At 68.2% G+C, this 22,189-nt stretch carries 30 protein-coding genes; 12 read left to right on the top strand and 18 right to left on the bottom strand.

The window, feature by feature from the left end:
* Positions 1-63 precede the first annotated feature (63 nt).
* Positions 64-711, bottom strand: coding sequence for a hypothetical protein (locus ACGFYN_RS23635; RefSeq protein ID WP_393867809.1), 648 nt, complete (start codon positions 709-711; stop codon positions 64-66).
* A gap of 99 nt (positions 712-810) precedes the next feature.
* Between ACGFYN_RS23635 and ACGFYN_RS23640 the strand changes: the two genes are divergently transcribed.
* Entirely contained in the window at positions 811-1,137 is a 327-nt protein-coding gene (locus ACGFYN_RS23640) for a hypothetical protein (protein ID WP_393867810.1), read from the top strand.
* 15 nt (positions 1,138-1,152) lie between these two features.
* Here ACGFYN_RS23640 and ACGFYN_RS23645 read toward each other — a convergent pair whose 3' ends face one another.
* The 10 genes from ACGFYN_RS23645 to ACGFYN_RS23690 all read right to left on the bottom strand — a co-directional run bounded on the left by ACGFYN_RS23645 (position 1,153) and on the right by ACGFYN_RS23690 (position 8,394).
* On the bottom strand, positions 1,153-1,566 hold the full coding sequence (locus ACGFYN_RS23645) for an SsgA family sporulation/cell division regulator (RefSeq protein WP_393867811.1): 414 nt from the start codon (positions 1,564-1,566) through the stop codon (positions 1,153-1,155).
* A gap of 271 nt (positions 1,567-1,837) precedes the next feature.
* Positions 1,838-2,317, bottom strand: a complete 480-nt coding sequence (locus tag ACGFYN_RS23650; protein WP_393867812.1) for a TadE/TadG family type IV pilus assembly protein — start codon at positions 2,315-2,317, stop codon at positions 1,838-1,840.
* Positions 2,314-2,766, bottom strand: a complete 453-nt coding sequence (locus ACGFYN_RS23655; protein ID WP_393867813.1) for a TadE/TadG family type IV pilus assembly protein — start codon at positions 2,764-2,766, stop codon at positions 2,314-2,316. The genes ACGFYN_RS23650 and ACGFYN_RS23655 overlap by 4 nt, the downstream gene beginning before the upstream one ends.
* On the bottom strand, positions 2,766-3,212 hold the full coding sequence (locus tag ACGFYN_RS23660) for a TadE family protein (protein ID WP_393867814.1): 447 nt from the start codon (positions 3,210-3,212) through the stop codon (positions 2,766-2,768). The genes ACGFYN_RS23655 and ACGFYN_RS23660 overlap by 1 nt, the downstream gene beginning before the upstream one ends.
* Before the next feature lie 41 nt (positions 3,213-3,253).
* Complete coding sequence (locus tag ACGFYN_RS23665) at positions 3,254-3,505, bottom strand: hypothetical protein (protein ID WP_393867815.1); 252 nt, start codon at positions 3,503-3,505, stop codon at positions 3,254-3,256.
* 98 nt (positions 3,506-3,603) lie between these two features.
* On the bottom strand, positions 3,604-4,527 hold the full coding sequence (locus tag ACGFYN_RS23670; protein WP_393867816.1) for a type II secretion system F family protein: 924 nt from the start codon (positions 4,525-4,527) through the stop codon (positions 3,604-3,606).
* Positions 4,524-5,501, bottom strand: a complete 978-nt coding sequence (locus ACGFYN_RS23675; RefSeq protein WP_393867817.1) for a type II secretion system F family protein — start codon at positions 5,499-5,501, stop codon at positions 4,524-4,526. Before ACGFYN_RS23675 ends, ACGFYN_RS23670 begins: the two co-directional genes overlap by 4 nt.
* 2 nt (positions 5,502-5,503) lie before the next feature.
* Positions 5,504-6,811: a CpaF family protein gene (locus tag ACGFYN_RS23680; RefSeq protein WP_393867818.1), complete on the bottom strand. Its 1,308-nt coding sequence runs from the start codon at positions 6,809-6,811 to the stop codon at positions 5,504-5,506.
* A complete protein-coding gene (locus ACGFYN_RS23685) occupies positions 6,808-7,656 on the bottom strand; it encodes a hypothetical protein (protein ID WP_393867819.1) in 849 nt (282 codons plus the stop codon). Before ACGFYN_RS23685 ends, ACGFYN_RS23680 begins: the two co-directional genes overlap by 4 nt.
* Positions 7,657-7,674: 18 nt before the next feature.
* Positions 7,675-8,394, bottom strand: coding sequence for a hypothetical protein (locus tag ACGFYN_RS23690; protein WP_393867820.1), 720 nt, complete (start codon positions 8,392-8,394; stop codon positions 7,675-7,677).
* A 473-nt stretch (positions 8,395-8,867) separates the two neighbouring features.
* Here ACGFYN_RS23690 and ACGFYN_RS23695 point away from each other — a divergent pair, with 473 nt between their 5' ends.
* The gene (locus ACGFYN_RS23695; RefSeq protein ID WP_393867821.1) at positions 8,868-9,041 is read left to right on the top strand and encodes a hypothetical protein; all 174 of its coding nucleotides are present in this window, start codon (positions 8,868-8,870) and stop codon (positions 9,039-9,041) included.
* Here ACGFYN_RS23695 and ACGFYN_RS23700 read toward each other — a convergent pair.
* The 7 genes from ACGFYN_RS23700 to ACGFYN_RS23730 form a co-directional block, all read right to left on the bottom strand.
* Positions 9,022-9,630: a hypothetical protein gene (locus tag ACGFYN_RS23700; protein ID WP_393867822.1), complete on the bottom strand. Its 609-nt coding sequence runs from the start codon at positions 9,628-9,630 to the stop codon at positions 9,022-9,024. The genes ACGFYN_RS23695 and ACGFYN_RS23700 overlap by 20 nt on opposite strands.
* Positions 9,630-10,400 carry a hypothetical protein gene (locus tag ACGFYN_RS23705; protein ID WP_393867823.1) on the bottom strand — a complete coding sequence of 257 codons (771 nt, stop codon included), beginning with the start codon at positions 10,398-10,400 and terminating at the stop codon, positions 9,630-9,632. The genes ACGFYN_RS23700 and ACGFYN_RS23705 overlap by 1 nt, the downstream gene beginning before the upstream one ends.
* The gene (locus ACGFYN_RS23710; RefSeq protein ID WP_393867824.1) at positions 10,397-11,200 is read right to left on the bottom strand and encodes a hypothetical protein; all 804 of its coding nucleotides are present in this window, start codon (positions 11,198-11,200) and stop codon (positions 10,397-10,399) included. The genes ACGFYN_RS23705 and ACGFYN_RS23710 overlap by 4 nt, the downstream gene beginning before the upstream one ends.
* 13 nt (positions 11,201-11,213) lie before the next feature.
* Complete coding sequence (locus ACGFYN_RS23715; RefSeq protein WP_393867825.1) at positions 11,214-11,996, bottom strand: hypothetical protein; 783 nt, start codon at positions 11,994-11,996, stop codon at positions 11,214-11,216.
* 17 nt (positions 11,997-12,013) lie between these two features.
* On the bottom strand, positions 12,014-13,423 hold the full coding sequence (locus ACGFYN_RS23720) for a hypothetical protein (protein ID WP_393867826.1): 1,410 nt from the start codon (positions 13,421-13,423) through the stop codon (positions 12,014-12,016).
* Positions 13,420-13,725, bottom strand: a complete 306-nt coding sequence (locus tag ACGFYN_RS23725; RefSeq protein WP_393867827.1) for a WXG100 family type VII secretion target — start codon at positions 13,723-13,725, stop codon at positions 13,420-13,422. The genes ACGFYN_RS23720 and ACGFYN_RS23725 overlap by 4 nt, the downstream gene beginning before the upstream one ends.
* Before the next feature lie 221 nt (positions 13,726-13,946).
* Positions 13,947-14,417 (bottom strand): hypothetical protein, encoded by a 471-nt coding sequence (locus tag ACGFYN_RS23730; protein WP_393867828.1) that lies wholly within the window; start codon positions 14,415-14,417, stop codon positions 13,947-13,949.
* Positions 14,418-14,550: 133 nt separating this feature from the next.
* Here ACGFYN_RS23730 and ACGFYN_RS23735 point away from each other — a divergent pair, with 133 nt between their 5' ends.
* The 10 genes from ACGFYN_RS23735 to ACGFYN_RS23780 all read left to right on the top strand — a co-directional run bounded on the left by ACGFYN_RS23735 (position 14,551) and on the right by ACGFYN_RS23780 (position 22,188).
* Entirely contained in the window at positions 14,551-15,321 is a 771-nt protein-coding gene (locus ACGFYN_RS23735; protein ID WP_393867829.1) for a hypothetical protein, read from the top strand.
* Positions 15,322-15,423: 102 nt separating this feature from the next.
* Positions 15,424-16,077, top strand: coding sequence for a hypothetical protein (locus ACGFYN_RS23740; protein WP_393867830.1), 654 nt, complete (start codon positions 15,424-15,426; stop codon positions 16,075-16,077).
* Positions 16,065-16,781, top strand: a complete 717-nt coding sequence (locus tag ACGFYN_RS23745) for a hypothetical protein (RefSeq protein WP_393867831.1) — start codon at positions 16,065-16,067, stop codon at positions 16,779-16,781. The genes ACGFYN_RS23740 and ACGFYN_RS23745 overlap by 13 nt, the downstream gene beginning before the upstream one ends.
* Positions 16,778-17,494, top strand: a complete 717-nt coding sequence (locus ACGFYN_RS23750) for a hypothetical protein (RefSeq protein WP_393867832.1) — start codon at positions 16,778-16,780, stop codon at positions 17,492-17,494. The genes ACGFYN_RS23745 and ACGFYN_RS23750 overlap by 4 nt, the downstream gene beginning before the upstream one ends.
* 263 nt (positions 17,495-17,757) lie before the next feature.
* Positions 17,758-18,411 carry a hypothetical protein gene (locus ACGFYN_RS23755; RefSeq protein WP_393867833.1) on the top strand — a complete coding sequence of 218 codons (654 nt, stop codon included), beginning with the start codon at positions 17,758-17,760 and terminating at the stop codon, positions 18,409-18,411.
* Positions 18,399-19,451 (top strand): hypothetical protein, encoded by a 1,053-nt coding sequence (locus ACGFYN_RS23760; RefSeq protein WP_393867834.1) that lies wholly within the window; start codon positions 18,399-18,401, stop codon positions 19,449-19,451. The genes ACGFYN_RS23755 and ACGFYN_RS23760 overlap by 13 nt, the downstream gene beginning before the upstream one ends.
* A gap of 156 nt (positions 19,452-19,607) precedes the next feature.
* Positions 19,608-20,171 carry a hypothetical protein gene (locus tag ACGFYN_RS23765; RefSeq protein ID WP_393867835.1) on the top strand — a complete coding sequence of 188 codons (564 nt, stop codon included), beginning with the start codon at positions 19,608-19,610 and terminating at the stop codon, positions 20,169-20,171.
* A 19-nt stretch (positions 20,172-20,190) separates the two neighbouring features.
* Positions 20,191-20,772 carry a hypothetical protein gene (locus ACGFYN_RS23770; RefSeq protein WP_393867836.1) on the top strand — a complete coding sequence of 194 codons (582 nt, stop codon included), beginning with the start codon at positions 20,191-20,193 and terminating at the stop codon, positions 20,770-20,772.
* Between the two features lie 37 nt (positions 20,773-20,809).
* Positions 20,810-21,463 carry a hypothetical protein gene (locus ACGFYN_RS23775; protein ID WP_393867837.1) on the top strand — a complete coding sequence of 218 codons (654 nt, stop codon included), beginning with the start codon at positions 20,810-20,812 and terminating at the stop codon, positions 21,461-21,463.
* A 422-nt stretch (positions 21,464-21,885) separates the two neighbouring features.
* Positions 21,886-22,188, top strand: a complete 303-nt coding sequence (locus tag ACGFYN_RS23780) for a hypothetical protein (RefSeq protein ID WP_393867838.1) — start codon at positions 21,886-21,888, stop codon at positions 22,186-22,188.
* The last annotated feature ends 1 nt before the right edge of the window (position 22,189 follow it).

Here is a 22,189-nt window from a genome sequence, read left to right on the forward strand (position 1 = left end):
ATGCACACGCGAACTTACCCGGTTCTCACGTTCGCGGTGAAGAAGATCAGCCTGTGACGAAGTTCAGCCCGTGAAGCGGAACGTCGACGTGATCGCGTCGAAGATGTCGAAGAACGAGTCGGCCAGGTCCAGGACTTGGCTGCTGCCCGCCACCAGGGCCACCTTGCCCTCCTGGCCCGGGACCGGGACGAAGGTCTGCATCAGTACGGCCCGGATCGTGCGGCCCAGGTTGTCGTCGGGTACGGCGATGTCCTCGATGCCGTAGGTGCGGGCGGCCGGGCCCACGCCGGGGATGTCGACCGTCGTGACCTTCCGCCAGGAATCCCCTTCCTTGTTCGCCTCCTTGGGCGCGAGGCCGGAGGCGATCGCGGACGGGTCGGTGGAGAGGGGGGCGCCGTCGCGGGTGCGGCCGCCGATGAGCGACACCGTCACCGAGCCGGTGATCGGGGTGTCCCCGCCGAAGCTCTCCGCCATGCAACCGCAGTACAGCGCGCCCGACTTCCACGCGTTCGCCGCCGCTTTCTGGAGGAAGGAGACGTAGGTGTCGCGGTACTGGGCCAACTCCGGGTGCTGCTGCACCCGTTCGTGCACCATCCGGCGGATCGAGTCGTCGCGCGACTCGGGGCGTACGTCGAACTCCCACCACGACTCCGGCACCTTGATCCGGAAACCACCGCGCTCGATCGTGAGCGCCTCCATGTAGCGGGCCATGATGTGTCCGACTCTCCCCGTTGTCGCCGTTCGTACGACCGTCGTTCCGTTGTACGGTTCGGCCCAGACTACGAGATCACCGACGACGGGGGGACGGGCATGGGCCAGGGCAAAAGTGACCTCGCGTTGCCGCTCAGTGAGCTTGAGGAGTACGGGAAGCGGCTGCGTTCCCTCAAGACCCGTCTGAACCACACCAAGAAGCTCTTCGAGTCCTACAAGGACGACATCGGCGACGGCGGCGTCAATGACGCTCTCGGCGACTTCGAGTCCAACTGGGAGGACGGGCGCGAGGACATCAGTCAGTCGTTCGACGCGCTGGCCGACATGTCCGACGCCGTCGTCCGCGAGTTCAAGAAGCTCGACGTCGACCTCGCGAAGAAGGCCCAGGACGCGGTCAAGCCGGAGGACAAGAGCGGCGGCAAGTGACCGCCGGCGCCGCCCTCACGCCGCCCCGAACAGCGACGCCACCCCCCGGTCCAGCGCCGGTTGCACCGGTTCGCCGCCCGGCTCCGTGACCTCGTAGGAGCGGGTCAGGAAGCGGTGGAGGGCCGTTGTCTCGAAGCGGACCGCCGCCGTGCCGTCCGGGGTGTGGAGTTCCACGACGGTGTGGGACGGGCCGTGCGGGCGCAGGCGTACGGTGCCGAGGCCCGCCGGACCGGCGAGGCCCTCCTCCAGGAGGCTGCGGGCGAAGGTCCACGTCACCTCCTCGTCGTCCAGCGAGATCCACGCCGGGAAGACCAGGTGCACCGCCAGCGGGTCGTCGGAGGTGTACCGGAGGGTCACCGGCACCGCCACCTCGGCGTCGTCGGGCGTCAGCAGATGGGCGCCGGTGGGCTGCTCCAGGGCTATGTACACGGCGGGATCTCTTTTCGGGCAAGTCGGGGCGAGCGGTGACCGGTTGGGCCTCGGCCGGTTGAGGCCTGTGTCATGTAGAGCAGGAAGAGCGGCCGGCATTACGCCGTAGCGGAGGTCAATTTTCGTGGCGTGCGTCACATGGCACGTCGGGCTGTCGTCGCGGTTTCGGCTGGAACTCGCTTATGCCCGCTCGCTCGTCAGGAACGCCCGAGCAGGCACCCGCGTCCGCTCTGCGTCAACACCCCTTGCAGAACGTCGCCTTCGCGACGGCTCAGCCGACCTCGTTCTCCGCCACCGCCTGGCCGTGGACGACCACGTCGCCGCCGTAGAACATCCCGGTGAAGACGGGCGCATACGTCAACTGGACCTCGACCTGCACCTGCTGGGCGTCGGCCGACACGCAGTGGGTCGCGGCGATGTCCGCGCCGGACATGTCCATCTCGCGGGCGAAGGTCTTCACGCGGGCGTCGCAGTCCTGGTAGTTGATCGGCGCGGCGCCGGCGTTCTCGTAGAGGGCGTCGCGGTCGATGTCCTGGGCGGCGTAACGGGCCGCCTGCTCGGCGATGTCCGCGGCGCGCTCGCGCTTCGAGATGGACATGCCGCCGTCGATGACGAAGGCCGACAGCGACAGGAAGACGATCGCGAAGATGATGACCGCGCCCGCGCCCGAACCACGGTCGTCCAGGTGTGCGCGGCGGGACGACATCCACGTCCGCAGGTCCGGGAGACGCCCCGTCGCAAAGTCCCTCATGTCGTCCTCCGGAACGGGTCCAGAGGCGAACTGAAGCTCGCCTTCAGCGTCGTGGGCACGTCCAGGCCCAGCATGGCCAGACCCCGGACCTGGCAGCTGACCTCGACCGAGAAGATGGTGTCGGGGGCGAAGCCCGCACTCGTCTGCACGACGGACACCGGCCCTGAGCAGACGTCGGAGAGGTCCGCCTGCGCCGCCTTCTTCGCCTCGGACATCGCGGTCGCGTGGTCCTTCTGGATCGAGCCCGCGCGGGCGGCGTCCCGCGCCGCGCCGTCGAGCGCGCCACGGCCGTCCACCAGCTGCCCGAACGCGACCAGCACCAGGATGAACAGGATCATCACCGGCGCCAGGATCACCACCTCGATGGTCGACAGCCCCCGGTCGCCCCAGGCACCCCCGTCACCCGCCGCGCGTCTGCGCAGACGGTCCCGCCAGGCAGAGAGCCCCATCAGTTCCCCCCGTTGTCCTGGACGAACCGCTCCACCGGTCCCGACGACTGCGCGTGCACGGTCAGGTCCAGCCCCGGGAACACCGTGGGCACCCGTGCCGAGATCTCCACGCCCACCGTGTTCTGCTCCGGCTGCAGCATCGTCACGTCCGGCGACAGCACGAGCTGCGGGCCGAGCTGACTGATGTAGCTGTCCACCACGTCCCGCGCCTCGCCCCGCCAGCCACCCGGCTGGTCGTGCGCCGTGGCACGCGCCTTGCGGGCCCCCGCCTGCGCCGCGGCCTGCGCCACGTGGTCGGCGAAGAAGTACAGCGCGAACTGCACCGTCGCGAAGATCATGAAGAACAGGACGGGCGTGAGCAGCACGAACTCGATCGCGGTCATGCCGGAGTCGCCGCGGGCGGAGGCGACCTCCACCCGGCGGCGCAGCCAGCGGCGTACGCGCATCGACAACCCCGTAGAACCGGATCCGGATCCTGTACGAACGCTCAGCAGGTCTTGCCCGCGTCCGCGCCCTTGATGCAGTTGCCGACCTTGTTGGCGCCGTCGCTCAGCGCGGCGTTGATGATCGCGGCGACCACGCCCACGATCGCCACGACGACGGCCGAGATGATGACCCACTCGACCGCGGACGCACCGCGGTCCAGCTCGCCGGAGCGGGCGCGCTGCACGCGGCCCTGCAGGAAGGTGACCAGGAAGTCCATGGCCGGAATACCGGTCTGGAAGTTCCGTGTGTTCATGGTGAGTTGTCCTCTCAGAAGCGGTTCGCCGGCACTTTGTCGCTGGTGGCGCTGGATCGCTGGAAGTCGCTGGTACGTGCGGGTCGTTCAGGAGCGCGTCATGACACCTGGAACACCCGCATGGCCGCCGGGAAGATCAGGAACACCAGGAAGCCGGCGCACAGCAGCAGCTGGGCCACGAGCATCGACTGGGACTTCTCGCCCGCGCTGCCCTCGATCTCGGAGAGTTCGCGGTGGCGCATGGTCTCGGCCCGGGACGCGAGCGACTCCCGGACCTTCGCGCCGTCGTCGGCCACCAGGGCGAGGGAGGCGGAGAGGTCCTTGAGTTCCTCCACGCCGAGTTCCTCGCCGAGTTGGCCCAGCGCCTGCCACTGGCTGATGCCGGTGATACGGGCGTCGGCCAGGGCGTTGCGGATGCGCTGCGTCGCCCAGCCGTCCGAGACCTCGGCCGCGGCCATGAGCGCCTCGGGCAGGCCCCGGCCGCCCGCGAGGCTCATCGACACCAGGTCCAGGTACGCGCCGATCACCCGCCGCAGGTCGCGCCGCTTCTCGCTCGCGTCCCGCCGTACCTCCAGGTCGGGCAGCAGGAAGAACACCGCCGCGAACATCAGCGCCAGCCAGACCGGGATGATCGGGCTGCTGCCGAAGCCCAGCGTCCAGACGACCGCGAACAGGAACGGACCGAAGAACATTCCCGCCACCGCCAGCAGCACCTTCGTCGCCAGGAACTTCTCCCAGCTGCGGTCCAGGACGGCGAGGTCCGCGCGCAGCGAGCGCTGTTCCCAGCCCTGCTGGAGGTAGAACTCGGCCACGCGCTCGCCGACTTCGGCCCGCAGCGAGCCCAGCCGGCCCTTGTCCCGCGTGGTGCGGGCCGACTCGTACGCCGCGCCCCGCGCCCGCATCGCGTCGATCCGCGCGACCTGCGAGACGGCGCTGCGCTTGGACGGCATCAGAGCGCGTACGAGGGCGTAGATGCCGAGACCCAGAACCGCGCCGACCACGACCGGCATCGTCAGGTTCATCGTCGTGCCCCCTCTTCGTGCTGCGACGGCTGGGCCTGTGCCGGGGTGCGCGGCCGCACGAACTGAACGGACGAGTCGTCCCGGACCAGGAAGCGTTCGGGCGTCTCGATGGTCGACAGCTTGCGCAGCCACCAGAAGCCGAGCGCGAACAGCCCGCAGACGCAGGCGAGTACGAGCTGGCCGACGGGCGTCCCGTACGGTGCCACGAAGTCACGGTTGAAGATGGACAGGCCGAGGACGAACGCGACCGAGACGCCGACGACGATCTGCACCGAGCGGCGCGTCGACGAGCGCTGGGCCATCACGCGCTGGCGCATGTCCACCTCTTCACGCGCCGACTTGGCGAGTGCGCCCAGGACCTGACGCAGACCCGGGCCGCGCAGCCGCGCGTTGAGGATCAGTGCCGCCACGATGATGTCGGCGGACGCGTCGTCGATCTCGTCGGCGAGGTGCTGCAGCGCTTCGGGAAGCGGGGTGCGGCTCCGGAGCCGGTCCACGAGCGCGTCCAGGTGCGGGCGCAGGACCGGGGCCGAGGCGCGTGCCGACGCCGGGATGGCCTGCTCCAGGCCGACCGCGCCAGCGATCGTGTCGCGCAGCGACTCCGTCCAGGAGGCGAGGGCCTCGACCCGGCGCATGGCGGCCCGCTCCTCCCCCGCGCCGCCGAACAGCCGGTCCCAGAAGAAGACGAGGACGCCCGCCGCGATGCCGGCGACCGCCCAACGGGTCAGCAGCAGGACGACGATGCCGATGATGGCCGCGAGCGACCCGCGCTGACCGGCGAACCGGATCAGCTCGGAGGCCCGCTCGGCCGCCTTCTGCCTCTCGTGGTCGGGCTTCGCCGGCAGACCGCGCAGGGCGATCATGAACAGCGCGAGCCCGCCGCCGACAGCGACACCGCAGCCGATGGAGTACAGGACGGTCGTAGAAAACAGGCCGCCCATGGAGCCGAGCGAGTTGAGTGCAACAGGCATCATGTTCACCCCCACGTTCCCGTGGGCCGGTAGCCGTACGCGATCAGTTCCTCCAGGCACGCGATGGGCGCGTGCGGCACCACCCGCCCGTCCGGGGTCTCGGCGAACACCTCGCTGGACAGCACGCGGCCGTCCACGCCGTTGACCTCGCGGACCGAGGTGACCATGCGCTGGAGGCGGCCGCCGCTCTGGAAGTTGTTGCGCCGCTGGATGAAGACGACGAAGTTCACCGCGCCCGCGATGAGCATCTGGCTGGCCTCGATGGGCAGCCGCTCGGACGCCTGCAGCGCGTAGGTGGAAATACGGTTGAAGACCTCGCTGGAGCTGTTCGCGTGGATCGTCGACAGCGAGCCGTCGTTGCCCTGCGACATCGCGTTCAGCATCGTCACGATCTCGTCGCCGAGCACCTCGCCGACGATGACGCGGGAGGGGTTCATACGCAGCGAGCGGCGGACCAGCTCGGCCATCGAAATCATGCCCTGGCCCTCGGAGTTGGGCAGCCGCTCCTCGAACGCGACGACGTTCGGGTGGAGTTCGGGGAAGGTGTCGAGGCCGAGTTCGAGCGCCCGCTCGACGGTGATCAGGCGCTCGTGCGGCGGGATCTCGTTCGCCAGGGCCCTCAGCAGCGTCGTCTTACCGGCGTTGGTGGCGCCCGCGATCATGATGTTCTTACGGGCGCGCACGGCGCAGGCGAGGAAGTGCGCGACCTCGGGGGCCAGCGTCCCGTTGCCGACGAGGTCGGAGATGAAGACCTTGCCCATGCGGGCACGGCGAATGGAGAGCGCGGGGCGCCGCGTCACGTCCATGACGGCCGACAGACGCGAACCGTCCGGCAGCCGGAGGTCGAGCTGCGGGTTGGCGGAGTCGAAGGGCCGGGAGGAGAGACCGGAGTAGGCGCCGAGCACCTGGATCAGCTCGATGAGCTCCTCGTCGGTCTCGGCGACGGGATCGCCGGTCACCTCGCGGCCGTCGGCGTATCCGACGAACACCTGGTCGGAGCCGTTGATGTCGATGTTCTCGACATCGGGGTTGTCGAGCAGCGGCTGGAGCCGGCCGACGCCGAAGAGAGCCGCGTGCACGGCGGCCGCGTACTGCTCCTCGGTCTCGGCGTCGAGAGGGGTGCGGCCCGCGTTGATCTCGGTGCGGGCGTAATCCTCCAGGATCTGGGCTATGACCGCGCGGGCGTACTGCCGCTCGTCCTCGGTGGACATCGGCGTGACGTTGTTCGCCTGGTCGAGGCGGCGCTGCTCGGCGATGCGGTCACCGGCGTCCTGCCGGAACCGCTTGACCAACTGGTGGTCGACAGCGGTCATGTTCCGGCCCCCGCATGGCCGTTGACCTGGCCATGGGTGGGCACGGCCCAGGTGGCGCCGTACTGCTGGTAGAGGTCGGTGGTGACCTTGCGGGCCGAGCGGATCAGCAGCGACTTGTCGAGGCGTCCACGCCTGCGGCCGGCCAACTGCTCGGCGCCGGCCGGGTCGTCGGCGATGGTGCCCACGACGCGGGCGCCGGTCTGGGCGTGCACCAGCATGTCGTTGACCTGGCCGGCGATCTTGGCCGCGTTGTTGGTGTCGGCGATCAGCACGACGCCGATCAGCGGGGTCCCGAGGCTCGCGGCTCCGCGCGGCCCGCCGTGCAGCTTGTTGCCGAGCGCGGCGGCGCGGTCCCGGACGCGCGCGATCGACTCGGGCTCCGTACGGGAGATGAGCAGGACCAGCGCGGCGTGCGGGAACAGGTCGACCGCCGGGGTGTCCCCGCTGATCCGGCCGCAGTCGGCGATGACGTCGGCGGGCGCGTTCGGCGAGTCGGCGAGCGAGGAGAAGGCGTGGCCGAGGGTCGGCCAGAGCCCGGCGAGACCGGCGGCGTGCTCGGCGTTCCCGAGTCCGACGAGGACTTCGAGTCCGCCGCTCAACGGCTGGACGTGGTCCCAGAGTTGGTCGGGTACGAGGCCGCGGCGCGCGGTCGCGGCGATCGACAGCATGCCGGTGTTGGGGTTGAGCGGTCCGCCGTGCGCCGCGGCGCTGCGGTAGACCAGGTCGCCGCCCGCCGGGTCGGTCTCGGCGAGCAGGACGCGGCGCGGCCAGACCGCCGAGAGGGCGACGGCCGCGGTGGTGACGCCGGGGGAACCCTTGTCGGCGGCGAGGGCGATGAGGGCCATGGTGTGCGCAGCCGCCTTCTACTTGCTGGAGACGAGCACGAGAGCCACTTCGCCACTGGAAGCGGCCTGGGTGAGAGACGCGGCCTTGTCGGTGTCGACGGTCAGCGTGACAGACAGGTTGGTGCTGCTGACGAGGTCGTCACCCTGCTTGTCCTGTACGTAGCTGACCCGCCCCTTGTCCACGATCAGGTTGTTGCTGCTCGACGACGAAGAGGGGCTGCTGCTCGAATTCGAGCCCGAGCCGGTGTCGCTGACGCGGTACGCGGCGACGGTGTCTCCGGCCTTGATCCCGTTCGGGTACTGACCGGCCTTGAGGGAGAGGCCGACGGTCGCCTTGCCCGCTTCGACACCGGCCTCATCGCCGAACATCTCCCCGACGGCGACGACGCCTTGGGGAATGGGGTTGACGGCCTTCAGCTTCTTCAGTGTGCCCAGCTGCGACCACTCGATGTAGTGGATGCCGCTGTCCTTGGCGACCATCACCGACGTGACGTTGCTGCTGGTGACCGACTCACCCGCGGGAATGGCCTGGGTCACCTTGACGACCTCGATGCGGTCGCCGGCGCGCAGCACGAGCATCGTCGCTCCGAGCGCGCCCACGAGAATCAACAGCACCGCCAGCGCGGCGAGCGCGGGTTTGCGCTCGCGAGGCGGAGTGGGAAGCCGGTCACCGACCGACGGCTGAACCGGAGCCGCGGAACGCCCCGCGCCCGCCCCCGTACGCTCCTGGATCTTCACGCAACCGCTCCCCGTACACCCAAGAAATTGTCTGACACGTCTGCCAAATTCTATGCAATTACGGACACTTCACCCGGGTCCGCCCGCACGCGGATGTCCGGGACGCGCCCGGACCTACCACACGACCTGGGCGATTAGCCATCGCTGGGGTGAGTGTCAAGCCATGGCACCGTATCAGCCGCACATAAGCCCCTCAAGGCGCGTCCTGACCCACGGGCCGCACTACGTCTGCCGTTACTCATCTGCAACTTGAAGTGCACGTTTCCCAGTTGGCGACCCGGCGGCGGAAGCCCGTCGCCTGTGCGCGAGCGAATCCGCCGCCGCACCGACATGTTGCCCGAAGCGGGGCGTTCCTCACGGTCCGGCCATCATGCCTGCACGATTCACTCACGAAGTGCCTTGTCCGGTGCACGAGCAAAGCGGTCGGTAGAGTGCCGGTCACAGCAGCCGAGGCGGTACGGGGTAGTGCATCAGTGCCCCGCACAGAGGAGTCCGGCTCCCAGGCCGCCTATCTCGCCGCCCGGCTACGCGCCGTCCCCTCCTTCGAGATCCCGGCGGAGCGCCGTGTGGGCGGCGACGGGGTACGGCTCGTACGGCTCCGTGACGGACCGCTCAACCGCGGCGACTTCACCCGCTCGTTCGGCTGACGGCGACGGTCAGCGCCAGCTCGTCCGTCAGCTCGCACAAGGCGTCGCCGTAGACCTGCTGCTGCCATGAAGTCAGCAGCACCAGACCCCACTTGTCGTCGGCGACGATGCCGTAGGCGCAGGTCTCCAGGACCGTGCCGGTCCCGTCCCGGCCGGGATCCTGGACGAACGCGTGTCGGACCCGGACCGCCGGTCCGACGGGCAGGGTGCGCGGCTCGGCCTCGGGCGGCCGGAACGAGTCGGCGGTGGGCGCGGCGAGATACCGCTCCAGCAGCTCGACGGTCATGGTCGGGTACGTGTCGTCCGCGACCAGCGCCGACAGCTCGACGCGGGCGAGTTCGCCGAGGCGCGGCTCGGGGACGTACGACAGCGCGGTGACCGGGCCCCGGGTGCGCGCGTCCTCGGCGGCCAGTCGCAGTTCCTGTGCCAGTGCCTCGGCCAGCCGCCCGTCGTCCTCCGCGCCCGCGGCCACACGCCGCATGGCCGCGTCCTTGGCCCAGGTGGCCAGGTCGACCGTTGCGCGCACGGGCAGGGAGATCGCGTCGTCGGGCGCCTTCATGTGCACGGTCGACGAGGAGAAGGCGGGCATCAGGCCATCCATTGCAGAGTGCGGGCGATCGAGTCGAAGAGGCCGACCAGGGCCTTTGCCAGCGGCTCCATGGGCGTGGAGAAGGAGAGCAGCAGACGCTGGTCGGCGTGCGGAACGCCCAGGTAGACGTCCATATGCGTGACCAGCAGCTTGTTGCCGTCCGGGTCGTCGGGCGCGGGGCGCCGCCGGTAGAGGTGCCGTACGGCCGGGCCGGCGGGCAGCTCGATCGTGGTCACCTCGTCGTCGGAGGGGCTGCGCGCGGCGAGGGACAGGGCGATGTCGCCGAGGTCTCCGGCGGCGGTGCCGGCCGGGGGCCGCAGCAGGGTCACCACCAGGCCGGCGGAGACCGGGACCTGACCGAGCACCTGGTTGACGACGTACATCTCGACACCGCCGTTGGCGTGCGCGGCCTCGGCCTGCTCCACCATCCGCCCGGCAAGCGCGGCCTTCAGCTGCGGGCTCGCCTTCGTGCGGCGCAGGCTGCGGTTGACCAGCTTGTCGATGCGGTGGGACCAGCGGTCGGGGTCCAGGACGACGCGTTCCCAGCCTTCCGGGACGGCCAGGCGGTAGTCGGAGGGGGGTGGGGAGGGTGCTGGGAGGTCGGGGGTGTCGGTCGTCCTGGTCATGTCGGTCTCTTCGGTGTGCGCTGTCTCGTCGGTGAGCGGTGTCTCGGCGGCGTGCGGTGTCCCGGCGGCGTGCGGTGTCTCGTAGGTATGTGGTGACTCGTAGGTATGTGGTGTCTCGTAGGTATGTGGTGTCTCGTCGCTCATCCCGCGGCTCCGTCCTTCCTGGCGATTCGCCGGGGTCGCCGCAGTACGACGGCGGTCGCCGGAGCCAGGAGCAGTACGGCGGCCGAGGCCAGGGACACGGTGGTGGGGAGGGTGCTGTCGATGTCGGCCTTCGCGCCGAGGAAGGGGCCGTAGTAGCCGGACGGGTCGACCACGGCCGTGGCAATGTCCCCTGTCCGGCTCGTGTCGGCACAGTTCTCGCGGTTGCCGAGCACCCGGTGGGCCGAGCCGTCCGGCGTGCGGACCCTGCAGTAGGTCTGACGGAACCCGCGGGACATCGTGTGGTCGGGCGCGGCGATGGTGACCGGCCGTTCCGCGCCGCGCAGTTGGAGGTACCACTGGTGGGTGGTGAAGGCGGCCACCACGATCAGGACGTGGTACGCCAGCACGGTGAGCCGCCGTAGGCCCACGTCGCGAGGCGAGTCGTCGATCCCGAACCCGGCCACCCGGACGCCCACGCCGAAGACGAGCCCGACGAAGAGCGAGAGGTCACCCATCACCGGGTTCAGCAACTCGCACACGGCGAACCCGGCGACGCCGACGAGGAGCATTCGCAGCCACGGCCACACGTCGAGCCACTGGAGCGGCCCTTCGCCGTCGAAGCGGCGCGTACGGGAGCTGACGGAGAACTCGGACAGGATGCCGGACACCCGCCGCGCACCGCCCTCTTCTGCGGCCCTGCGGCGCAGTTCCGGTAGCCCCAGACCGGCCTGCTCCAGCGCCCGCCGAGAGCTCTCCGGCAGCTCCGCGAACTGTTCGTCGACGGTCCGCTCGTGGGTCACGCGATCGCTCCGGTCACGCGGGCGCACCCGTCATGCGGTCGGACCGGGTGCGGCGGCCCATGGCGACGGCCGCGGCCGGAGCCAGGAGGAGCACCACGGCGGCGCCGAGGCAGAGATAGTCGTAGACACCGCCGCCGATGTCCGACCTGTTCCCGAGGAACGGCCGGTAGTGCCCCGCCGGATCGACCACCGCCCGGGTCTTCGTGCCCACCACGGACTCGTCGGTGCACGAGTCGTCGTTACGGAACACCTGGTGGACCGACCCGTCGGGCAGCTTGACGCGGCAGTACAGGGTGGTCACACCGTGCGAGCCCCGGTCCACGGCCTTGGCATAGGTGACCGTGGTCTCCTGTCCGCGCACCTGGAGGTACCACTTGTCGGCCTGCTGGGACCCCAGCCAGATCAGCACGACGTAGGCGACGCCGACCAGGCACCGCACGACGAGACCGCCGCGCCGCGCGGGCGCTTTGATCGCCGCCCAGATCACGGCCAGACCCCACACCAGACCTACGAACACGGCGTACCGGTCGAGCAGATACGTGGACGCCAGGCAGACGACCACGCCGGCCACGGCGATCAGGGGCAGCCGGATCCAGGGCCACACGCCCGTGGTGTCGTCCGGGCGATGCGGTTCGTCGAAGGCCAGGATGAGCCGCACACGCCGCAGATCGCCGTCCTCCGCGGCGATCTGCCGCAGCTTCGGCAGGTCCAGCCCGTTCTCCTCGAGCGCGCGTTGCTTGCCCGCCGGAAGCCGGGCGAACAGTTCGTCGACGCTCCGACCGTCTTCAGTGGCCACGTTATCCGTACGCTCCTTCAGCCTCCGGCAACCTTCAGGTGCCCGTTGTAGAAGGGGATGCCGTTCGCTCCCCAACCGGTCGTGTGCTTCAGGCCGTCGAAGACGTTGAGCTCGAGCGAGCTCGGCTCCCAGCTGTGCAGGGGGGACAGGTTCAGGACGCCCGCGGCCGTCGGCCCGAACTGGCTCGCCTGGTAGAGCAGCGACCGCGAGCGGGCCATGGTCTTGAAGGCGGAGTCGGAAAGGTCGCCCAGCTTGGGCAGTTTGCCCCCGGCGAGGATTCCGTCGTCCTCGGCGGTCTTCGTGACGGCGACACGGATGTCGTTGTAGTACGCCTTGAAGTCGAGGGAGTCCTTGACGATCGACCGCATCTTCGGCAGGACGCTGTTCGGCCCCTTCGCCAGGGCCTCGCCGATCTTGCCGGCCTTGACGCCGGTGAGCAGTTCGGAGCTCTCACCGGCCAGTTTCGCGCCCACGCCCAGCTCCCGCAGCGCGAGGAACTGCTTCAGGGCCGCCGATCCCCGCGCGGCGACCGCCGCCTCCTTCGCGGCGGTCCCGAGGATCCGCCCGGCGCCGAACGACAGCACGCCGACCACGTCGATGGCGACGTCCAGCCAGGTGCCCTTGCCGTCGAGTGCGGAGACCGTGTCGCACGCGAGCGCCACCACGGAAGCCACCAGGGCCAGGGCCACGATGATCTCGCCGAGGATCGGGACGGCGCCCAGCACGAGCGCCAGGATGCAGAGCACGCCGGCCGCCACCCCCGCCCAGTGCCCGACCTCCGCGACCCAGTCCTTCCAGTTGTCCCACCAGTGGTGCTTGGGATCCTTCAGGCCGTCGTTGTCGATGGCGTCACGGATCGCCTTGGCGGCATATCCGGCCTGGGTGTCCCGGTAGTCCAGCGCATGCCGCAGGTCCCGCTTCGCGGCCTCCAGATCCCCGTCCGCGGCGTCCTTCTGCCGCTTCAGCTTCTGCTTGTCGGGGTGCTCGTCGGGCCCGGGATGCTGATCGATCTGCTTCTGGTAGCGACTGCCGTCCCCGTCGGCGTTCTTGGCCTTCGTGAGCGCCGTACGCACCAGCCCCTGGGCGTGGTTGAGCGCGACGGCCCAGTTCTCCCGCATCTGGTCGACGACGGGCCCGTACGGGACGGAGGACCCGAGGGCGGAGGCGGCGGCCGCGTAGCGCTGATGCGTCTTAGTAAGCAGCCCGACCGTGTCATGGGTCTTGTCCTGGAACACCCGCCCGGCGTCGGAGTCCCACCCGTTGCCGTCGACGAGGTTGTTCAGCTTGCCGGCCTGCTCCTCGATCAGCTTGGCGGTGTCGGAGATGCGCTTGCCGAGCTTGGCCACCTCGTACGGGTCGCCCGGCGTGAAGTCCTTGTCGTCGTACCGCGCCGTCTGCCAGTCGACGCCGGAGAAGTCGTCGCTCACTTGTCCCCCGGCTGAGCCTTCAGCAGCGCGTCTGCCAGGTGCTGATCCAGTCCGTCGTACGCCTTCGCCGCGGACCCGGCGGTCTTGCCGAGGAACTCCAGCCCGTCACAGAGCTGCTTCCGCTTCTTCTTCCAGTCGTCCGCGAAGTCGTCGAGCGCGGAGGCGACGTCACCGGAGCCCATCTCGGCGTCGTAGGAGTCGACGAGGTCCTTGGACCCCTCGAACTGCGACTTCAGCTTGCCCACGGCCCGGCTGATCTCCTTCAGCTCGGACGTGGACACCTTGACGTGTTCCGCCACCACGACCCCCGTACACCTACGCCCACCTATGCCACGCCCGCCCCCAAGACATGGGACGCGCAGGGTCACTCTCCACCGGGGGATTTCGCGGGTGCAATCAATGGGGTGCAAAGGGAGGGTCTAGGAAACTCCGCGTCGTGCGGTGACCCCGGGAATGCACCGAAAGATCGACGATCGGCTCTCATCACGCCCTTGACCTGCAACGCCCTCAATTGCGGCTTATCTCACGACGCCTTGGGTGCGATGAACTCAAGGACGCTGCCGCCGAGTCGGCCTCCGCACACGGGGCACGCCGTTCGATAGGAGTGGGCGCTCGTGCGCTCGGTGCCGTCGGCAAAGAGCGGGAGAACGACGTCGAGAGCGACCACGCGGAGATCGGAGCCGCAGACCGGATGCGTGATGTCCAGCGGCTCCCCGACGACGACCCCGGCGAAGTCCGCTTCGGTGGCCGCCCCCGAAGCCACGCGCCTGTCGAGGGCCACCAGATCGGTGCCGTCGCTCCAATGCAGGTAGTAGCGGTGCAACGGCCATCCAGGGCGCCCGCGCACCAGGATGCGGCGCATCCGCGGGTGGTCGGCGAGCAGCCGATCCTCCGGCTCGTCGAATCGGGCAATCGGCTCGGCGGCCTGCACGGGCTCCCCGGCGGGAAAGTATCGGGTCTCCCATGTACGGAAGTTCATGATCAGCCCGCCCATGGCTCCACCTTAGTCATGTGGGGGACGAGGACCTCGCTCTGAGGGCGGAGTCCCACCACCCCCATTGGCCCCACTCCTCCGCCGCCTCATACTCTCTGGCGATCGGTTCGGACAGGCGCGGTACGGGGGCACGATGGGCATCCGAGAGATGGAGGCGCGGGCTCGCGAGGACCTCCTGGGAGAGAGGAACAGCGGTCCGCAGAGGTGGCTTCGGTGGCGTGCACCGGTCTGGGTCCGGCTGATCGTCGTGGTCGTGGCGGCGGCCGGGGTCGTCGCGGGCGCTCGCTGGACGGCGGAGACGTACCGGGAGACGGCCGCCTACCGACAGGCGGCCGATTGCCGTGCCGAAGCGGGCAGCTGCGTCGGCCTCGAAGAGGCGAGAGTGATCGACAAGGCGAAGGTCGAGGGCTGTACCGGCAGCGGCAGCAGCCGTAACTGCACGAGCAGATACAGACTGCGCACCGATGAGGGCCGACGCATCGAGTGGCTGGACGTTTCGAGCGAGACGTACGACGCCGCCTTCCGCGGCAGCCGCGCGGAGCTGCAGACCTGGCAGGGCGCCGTCGTGGGAATCACCGTCCGCGGCCACACCCAGACTTTCCCACCGCCGTCGGAGAACTCGATGTGGTTGGGGACGGCCGCCGTCTGGCTCCTGCTGGGGCTGGCCCTGTGGGCCGGACTGAGTGGCTTGCCGGGCTCCCTCGTGCAACCCGCGAGCGTGGGCTGGGCGTTGCTCACCCTTCCTCTGGTGTTCCTCGTCGACAACGCCCTGTTCGGGGCGGGCGTGGGGAAGTGGCTGATCACGGCCGCGCTGGCGGTCGGTGTCGTCGGGGGCACGGTCGGAGCACAGCGCCACGAACGCTCGAAGCAACGCCGACAGGCATCGGCAACGGCCGCCGAGTGAGCCGGCGGCGGCACACCCCAGCGAAGTTCGCGTTGGCGAAACGAGGTACCCCGCCGATAGCGTTCATGCTCTTGCCGATCTTCAGTGCCACGGGGGCCCACCATGAAGCGCCGCATCACACCTACTGCCGCCGTGCTGGCCACGACCGCGGCCCTGCTGCTGACGGCGTGCGGTAGCGGGGACGACAAGTCCAGCGACAGCGACAAGATCGCGGCCGCGGACACAGGGACCCCGACGTCGTCTTCGCCGAGCACGTCGGCGTCGGGCACACCTGACCGTCCGAAGATCGAGTTGCCGTCGGATCTGTCGTACACCTTCAACTGGCCCTCGACAGGCAACGCGGCCAAGGACGCGGTCCTGGCGGACAGTGAACAGTCCATCAAGGCAGTCGACCTGGCCATCGCGAACCAGGATCCCCTCAACAAGGCGTACCTGTTCTATTACCAGGGTGAAGCGGCGGCACAGACACAGCAGTTCATCGAGGCCTATGTGAAGGCGAAGGCTCGTACGACCGGCAGCTACCGCTACTACGACGCGGCGGTCGATGTCCGCGGCGCCGACAACGCGTCACTGGTCTACTGCGAGGACCAGAGCAAGGCCTACGACCTCTATCTGAAGACGAAGAAGGTCGACAAGACCCAGGCCACCAAGAACAGTTACGTCCTCTACAGCACCCAAATGCACAGGAACGCGCAGGGCGTCTGGGTCATCGCGAAGCTGCTCTCGCAGAGGGGCAGCTCCAAGTGCCGGCCCTGAGCGCCGATTGCGGTCGAGCCCACCATGCCCCCCAATGGAAAGACGCCACCATGAAGCTCCGCACGGCGCCCGCTGCCACCGCGCTCGCCGCGACCGCAACCCTCCTGCTGACGGCATGCGGAGGCGGGGACACCACATCCAGCAGCAACGACAAGATCGCAGGAGCAGCCGCGGACAGCGCGACGGCGGCGTCCCCGAGCGCTTCGGCCTCACGCGCGGCCGACCGGCCGAAGATCGCGCTGTCGGCCGACAACACGATCACGTTCACGCCTGAGCATGCCGACGACCCGCGACAGGACACGATCCTCAAGGACAATGCGGAGTTCATCCGTGCGCTGAATGCGGCCATCACCGCGCAGAATCCCCGGCTCCCCGCCCTGGAGTTCTACACGGAGGGCGAGGGGGCCGTGGCGGCCCAGAAGTGGGTTCAGTCGTTCAAGGACGCGGGACTCACCGTGACCGGGAGTGTCCGCTACTTCGACCGACAGGTCTCCGTGGAATCCGAGGACTCGGCCTCGCTGACGTACTGCGGAGACGAGAGCAAGGGATACACCAAGGTCGTCAAGACCAATGAGGTCAAGAAGACCAAGGCCGACAAGAACAGCTACGTCTCCTACGGCGTGAAGGTCGAAAAGAACGCGAAGGGCGTCTGGGAAACGGTGAAGATCGCTTCCGTTCGAGGGGCCGCGAAGTGCCGGCCGTGAGCCGATTCCGCCGCATTGATGCTCTTGACGAACTTCAGCCTCACGGGGAGTCCACCATTGTGAAGCGCCGCACTTTGCCAGCTGCCACCGCGCTCGCTGCGACCGCAACCCTCCTGCTGACCGCCTGCGGGAGCGGAGACGACACGTCCAGCAACAACGACAAGAGCGTCGGCGCCGACGCGGAGAGCCCGACGGCGGCATCGCCGACCGCTGCGGCTTCCACTGCAACGGACCGCCCGAAGATCGAGTCGGTGAAGGATCTGTCGTACACCTTCGACTGGCCCTCGACGGGCAATGCGGCCAAGGACGCGGTACTGTCCGACAGCGAGCAGTCGATCAAGGCTGTGGACCTCGCGATCGTCCACCAGGACGCCCTCGACAAGCCGTACCTCTACTACTACGAGGGTGAAGCGGCAGCCGGCACGCAGAAGTTCATCCAGAACTACGTGGATCACAAGGCCGGCATCACCGGCACCTACCACTTCTACGACCCCCAGGTGGCCGTGGCCAAGGACGGTACGGCTTCCCTCAGTTACTGCGAGGACCAAGGCAAGGCGTACGTCAAATACCTCGCAACGAACAAGATCGAGAAGACTAAGGTCACCGCCAAGAGCTACGTCGGTTACCACACGTCACTCAGGAGGAACGGCAAAGGCGTCTGGGCGATCGAGAAGATCATTTCCCGGAGCGGGAGTGCCGAGTGCCAACCCTGACCCGCGGCTTGAAGCCCTGCTGTCGTCCGCTGCCAGAGTGCGCCTGTCGCACTTCCCCTGCAAACCTGGTCCCCACCGAGCGGATTTCAGGGCGTCGCGACAGCGAAACCATGCTCAGGCCTTGATGACTCTGCACACCCTCAAGCCCCGTTACGCCCCTGAATGCCCCGGTTCGCAGGGAAGTTCGCTCTGGCGAAACCAAGAACGCCACCGATAGCGTGGATGCTCTTGACGAACATCAGTCTCACGGGGAGTCCACCACTGTGAAGCGCCGCACTTTGCCCGCTGCCACCGCGCTCGCCGCGGCCGCAGCCCTACTCCTGACGGCCTGCGGGGGCGGGGACGACAACAGCAAGGGCAACGACAAGATCGCGGGAGCCAACGCGGGGAGCGAGAAGTCGGCTTCGCCCAGCGCTTCGACTGCCGGCAACACCGGCCGACCGCACATCGCGCTGCCGTCCGACGTCACGGACAAGTACGAGAGCTGGAAGACGGGCGATGCGACCAAGGACGCGGTGCTGGCGGACGTAGCCGGACGCATCGACGCGACGAACGACGCGATCCTGCGGGGCGACGCCGGTTCGAAGGGCCTCTCGTTCTACTACCGGGACAAGGCCTTGTCCGACGCGGTGGCCTGGGTACAGGCGTATGTGAAGGCCAACCTCTCCTTCACGGGCACCACGCGTTACTACGACCCCAAGGTGACTCTCAGCGGCAGCGACACAGCATCCGTCGTCTACTGCTCCGACGAGAGCAAGGGCTTCAACAAGAACCGCAAGACCGACAAGGTCGACCGGACCCCCTCGAAGGACAGCCCGTACGTCCTCTACAACACCCGCCTCGAGAAGACCGAGCAGGGTGTGTGGCAGACCAGCAACCTGATTTCGAAGCGGGGGGACAAGTCATGCGCCGGGTGACCGGTCGGGGGCGCGTCCTGACAGTCGGCGTGTTCGTGGTCGCTTGTGGCCTGGCACTGCCGGGCACGGCATCGGCCTACGGACCGGGCGAGGGACAGGGATCCCAGAAGCCGGCCCCATCCGGCAACTCCGACGGCAAGGGTGAAATCTCGGCAACCGCGGGAGCGGTTGTCTACGACACCTCGAACAACGGCTCCGGCCAGTCGGCCGGCCCCGTCACCTCGACGACCACCTGGACTCCGCCCGCCTGCTATTACGCGCCCAAGTACAGCCCTGCGGCACTCAAGGCGTACCTGGAGCCGATCTGGGAGGCCGAGTCGACGGGCTCGCAGTGGGATCTGGAGCAGCGCAACAAGTACGAGGACGGCGGCAAGGATCCCGGCACGTACAAGGACTTCAACAAGGAGAAGACCGGCAAGGGGTACTGGTGGGACTCGTACGTCACCAAGGGACGTGAGGGCGACCCGGGCGCACTCGACTGCGACAAGCCCATCTTCTGGGTGGACAACGGCGATCCGCCACCGGCCGACATCGGCAACGCGGTGACCCCGAAGATCCTGGCCGAACTCGCCTACAACGAGATCCGCGTACCCGGCACCAAGGTCACTCTCGCCCCGGCCGGCACCACCAAGGTCAACCTGCCCACCTGGGCCTGGCTGGACGGCGCCGCGTTCAAGCCGGTTTCCGTCACCGCCTCGGTCCCGGCCCTCGGCATCTCCGCGACCACCACCGCCAAACCGGTCTCCCTGAAGATCGAACCCGGCACCGCGGACGCCCAGACCTACCCCGCCTCCGGCGTCTGCCAGATCAACAATGGCCGCATCGGCGAGCCGTACGCCAAGGGCAAGGCGCACCAGACCCCACCCTGCGGCGTGAAGTACCTGCGCTCCTCGGGCGACGGCACCTACCCCCTCAAGGCCACCATCACCTGGAAGATCCACTGGACCGGCTCCGACGGCACGGGCGACAACCTGCCCGACGGCACCTTCGGCGCCACCCAGAACGTCACCGTCCAGGAAATCCAGGCCGTCAACCGCTGACGCAAGGTGGACGGCCCTCAGCGTCTCGGGCCGTCCACCACTCGGCCGAAAAGCAGAGCGTCCTCCAGAAGGTCCGATTGTCAACGGACAGTGGCTACCGGGAATCAGGGCATGGGAAGCTCCGCCAAACCACGCCGCCGTAGAGCAGCGGCGCCAATGCTGCAGTACGAGCGGCACCGCGGCAGGCCGGACTCGGCCAGAACCAAGGAGAAGAAGAGCGGGGAGTACAGCTCTGGATGCCTGATCGCCCTGCTCGTCGTGACGGCACTCCTCCTCACAGCCACCCTTGACTGGTTCTGGGGCGACGCCACTTGGCACTGGGCCGCCGAGGCCTGGCCAGGCGGTGCGTACGCCTTCGCGGTCTGCGTCGGAGTCGCCGGCCCCTGCCTGGTCACCCTTTCGGTGCTCTCCCTGGGCAACCTGAAGGGGAAGTCCTGGAAGCAGCACGGGGTCCGCACCCTTACCAAGGCCGGCCTCGGTATCGCCTCGGCAGCCTCACTCGTGCCCTACGTAGCTCTCGTCTTCAATACTCAGGACACGGGCAAGTGGGGGCGCGGCCGCTCAACTCCGCCGAGCTGGTCCTTCAGTCACTACCCCTGGCTCTGGGCCGTCGGACTGCTCTCCACTGTCGCGACGATCGGCCTTCTCGTCTGGTTCTTCGTCGCCCGCAGTCGACGACGCGGCGCTACGGAAGAACGTCGCGGCGTGACCAGGGAATGAAGGCGACAAAGGACTGCAAGTGAGCCAAGACCACAGCACGCCTTCGTCGTTGGACCGGCTCACAGCACTCGCCCCTCCCCCGTCCCCTGCCGAGCCTCCCGACTGGAAGGAACCCGAGCGGGCGGCAGCCGCGGACTGGGCACCGGTAGAAGCCGCCCTTCACCGCGAACTCCCGCCGGATTACAAGGAACTGGTCGACACGTACGGTTCCGGCGCCTTCTGCGGCTACATCGAACTGCTGGTCCCCGCCGACGTCCGGAAGCGGTACGACATCGTCGAGTTCAACGACGGACGCAGCGACTTCGCGGCGGAGATCTGGGAGGAGGACGAGAAACCGCACGAGTTCAGCGCCGACCTCGGCTACGAACTCATCGCCTGGGCGAAGACCATCGACGGCGACACCCTCAACTGGCTCGCCCACGCCGACCAGAAACCCGGAACCTGGCGCACCCTGCTCGCCTCCCGGGACCTTGCCGAGGCATGGGAACACCACGACGCCCCGACGACGACCGTCCTCCTCGGCCTGCTCACCGGCGAGTTCACCTCGGACATCGTGACACCCGGTCTGTCGACCGTGACGTTCCAGCAGTACACGACGTAGTTCCGACCATCTCCAGACTCACGGGGAGTCCAGCACTGTGAAGCACCGCACTTCGCCCGCCGCCGTCGCATTGGCCGCGACCGCAGCCGTACTACTGACGGCCTGCGGAGGGGGAAGCGACAACAGCAAGAACGACGCCAAGACCGCGGTGTCCAAACCGAAGAGCGAAACCTCGGCTTCGCCGCGCGCCAAGACCTCCAGCTCCACCGACCGACCGGCGATCACCTTCCCGTCCGACGCCAAGAACGTCTTCGACGACCGGAAGACGGACGACAAGACCAAGGCCGCGATCCTGGCCGACAGCGCTCTGAGCATCAACGCCGTTGATGAGGCGATCTTCAAGGGCAGCACGGGTACGAAGGCACTCGGCTTCTACAACACCGGCAAGGCCCTGAATTCATCGATCACCTACGTACAGGGATACATCGATGACGCCGACACCTGGATCGGTGAGACCCGGTACTTCGACCGCCGGGTGACTCTTTCCGGCGCTGACAAGGCCTATGTCACCTATTGCTCCGACGAGAGCAAGTCCTTCATCAAGAACAAGAAGACCCACAAGGTGGACAGAACGCCGACAACCGCGAACTCCTACGTGCTCTATCACACGGTGCTCAACAGGAGCGCCGAAGGCACCTGGCAGACCACCGACATCGTGTCGAACAGAGGGGACAAGGCCTGCCAGCCTTAGGGGCAGCCTTAGGAGATCGCTGACGAACCGAGCGGGAGGGCGATCGTGACGACCGCTCTCCCGTGCCTTCTGGGCGTGGTGAGCACCGGGACCGACTTGCCGCCGGGTGCCGCGGCACGCTCGAGCGGGATCGGCACACATTCCACACACTCAAGGGGTCCGCTACGCCCTGAATTGCGCCGGTTCGCAGCGCGATCCGCGCTGGCGACATCAGGAACCTCGTGGATAGCGTCTGTGTTCTTGACGCACTTCAGTCTCACGGGGAGTCCATTGTGAAGCGCCGCACGCACTCCGCTGCCGTCTTGCTCGCCACGACCGCCGGCTCGTGATCGTGCACGGAACCCCAGCCGTCAACCGCTGATCAGAATTGGGCGGTCCGCGCAGTGGCGGATCGCGCACTTCCCGTAGACACCGGATCTGCCATGAGTGATCTCCGACTCGAAGACACGATCTTCCAAGACCTGAAGAAGACGTTCTCCTCCATCAGCGACCGTATGGACACGGCCCGCCGCACCCTGAAGAGCACCGACGCCTCGGCCGTAGGTGACGGCAAACTCATCGACGACGTCCACGACTTCGCCGACGACTGGGCCTACGGCATCAAGCAGCTCGGCAAACACACCGAGGGTGCCGTGAAAATGATCAACACCATCGGCGAGAGCTTCGGCAAGCTCGACTACGACCTGGCCCACTCCCTCAAGGCCCCGCAGCGGAAGGGCAAGTGAC

The sequence above is a fragment of the Streptomyces sp. NPDC048419 genome (assembly GCF_043200415.1).
Classification (GTDB): Bacteria; Actinomycetota; Actinomycetes; order Streptomycetales; family Streptomycetaceae; genus Streptomyces.

Excerpts from the sequence above, each read along its gene's own strand:
- ACGFYN_RS23635 (WP_393867809.1), bottom strand. The coding sequence starts at position 711 with ATGGCCCGCTACATGGAGGCGCTCACGATCGAGCGCGGTGGTTTCCGG.
- ACGFYN_RS23640 (WP_393867810.1), top strand. The coding sequence starts at position 811 with ATGGGCCAGGGCAAAAGTGACCTCGCGTTGCCGCTCAGTGAGCTTGAG.
- ACGFYN_RS23650 (WP_393867812.1), bottom strand. The coding sequence starts at position 2,317 with ATGAGGGACTTTGCGACGGGGCGTCTCCCGGACCTGCGGACGTGGATG.
- ACGFYN_RS23655 (WP_393867813.1), bottom strand. The coding sequence starts at position 2,766 with ATGGGGCTCTCTGCCTGGCGGGACCGTCTGCGCAGACGCGCGGCGGGT.
- ACGFYN_RS23660 (WP_393867814.1), bottom strand. The coding sequence starts at position 3,212 with ATGCGCGTACGCCGCTGGCTGCGCCGCCGGGTGGAGGTCGCCTCCGCC.
- ACGFYN_RS23665 (WP_393867815.1), bottom strand. The coding sequence starts at position 3,505 with ATGAACACACGGAACTTCCAGACCGGTATTCCGGCCATGGACTTCCTG.
- ACGFYN_RS23670 (WP_393867816.1), bottom strand. The coding sequence starts at position 4,527 with ATGAACCTGACGATGCCGGTCGTGGTCGGCGCGGTTCTGGGTCTCGGC.
- ACGFYN_RS23675 (WP_393867817.1), bottom strand. The coding sequence starts at position 5,501 with ATGATGCCTGTTGCACTCAACTCGCTCGGCTCCATGGGCGGCCTGTTT.
- ACGFYN_RS23680 (WP_393867818.1), bottom strand. The coding sequence starts at position 6,811 with ATGACCGCTGTCGACCACCAGTTGGTCAAGCGGTTCCGGCAGGACGCC.
- ACGFYN_RS23685 (WP_393867819.1), bottom strand. The coding sequence starts at position 7,656 with ATGGCCCTCATCGCCCTCGCCGCCGACAAGGGTTCCCCCGGCGTCACC.
- ACGFYN_RS23700 (WP_393867822.1), bottom strand. The coding sequence starts at position 9,630 with ATGCCCGCCTTCTCCTCGTCGACCGTGCACATGAAGGCGCCCGACGAC.
- ACGFYN_RS23705 (WP_393867823.1), bottom strand. The coding sequence starts at position 10,400 with ATGAGCGACGAGACACCACATACCTACGAGACACCACATACCTACGAG.
- ACGFYN_RS23730 (WP_393867828.1), bottom strand. The coding sequence starts at position 14,417 with ATGGGCGGGCTGATCATGAACTTCCGTACATGGGAGACCCGATACTTT.
- ACGFYN_RS23735 (WP_393867829.1), top strand. The coding sequence starts at position 14,551 with ATGGGCATCCGAGAGATGGAGGCGCGGGCTCGCGAGGACCTCCTGGGA.
- ACGFYN_RS23740 (WP_393867830.1), top strand. The coding sequence starts at position 15,424 with ATGAAGCGCCGCATCACACCTACTGCCGCCGTGCTGGCCACGACCGCG.
- ACGFYN_RS23760 (WP_393867834.1), top strand. The coding sequence starts at position 18,399 with ATGCGCCGGGTGACCGGTCGGGGGCGCGTCCTGACAGTCGGCGTGTTC.
- ACGFYN_RS23765 (WP_393867835.1), top strand. The coding sequence starts at position 19,608 with ATGCTGCAGTACGAGCGGCACCGCGGCAGGCCGGACTCGGCCAGAACC.
- ACGFYN_RS23780 (WP_393867838.1), top strand. The coding sequence starts at position 21,886 with ATGAGTGATCTCCGACTCGAAGACACGATCTTCCAAGACCTGAAGAAG.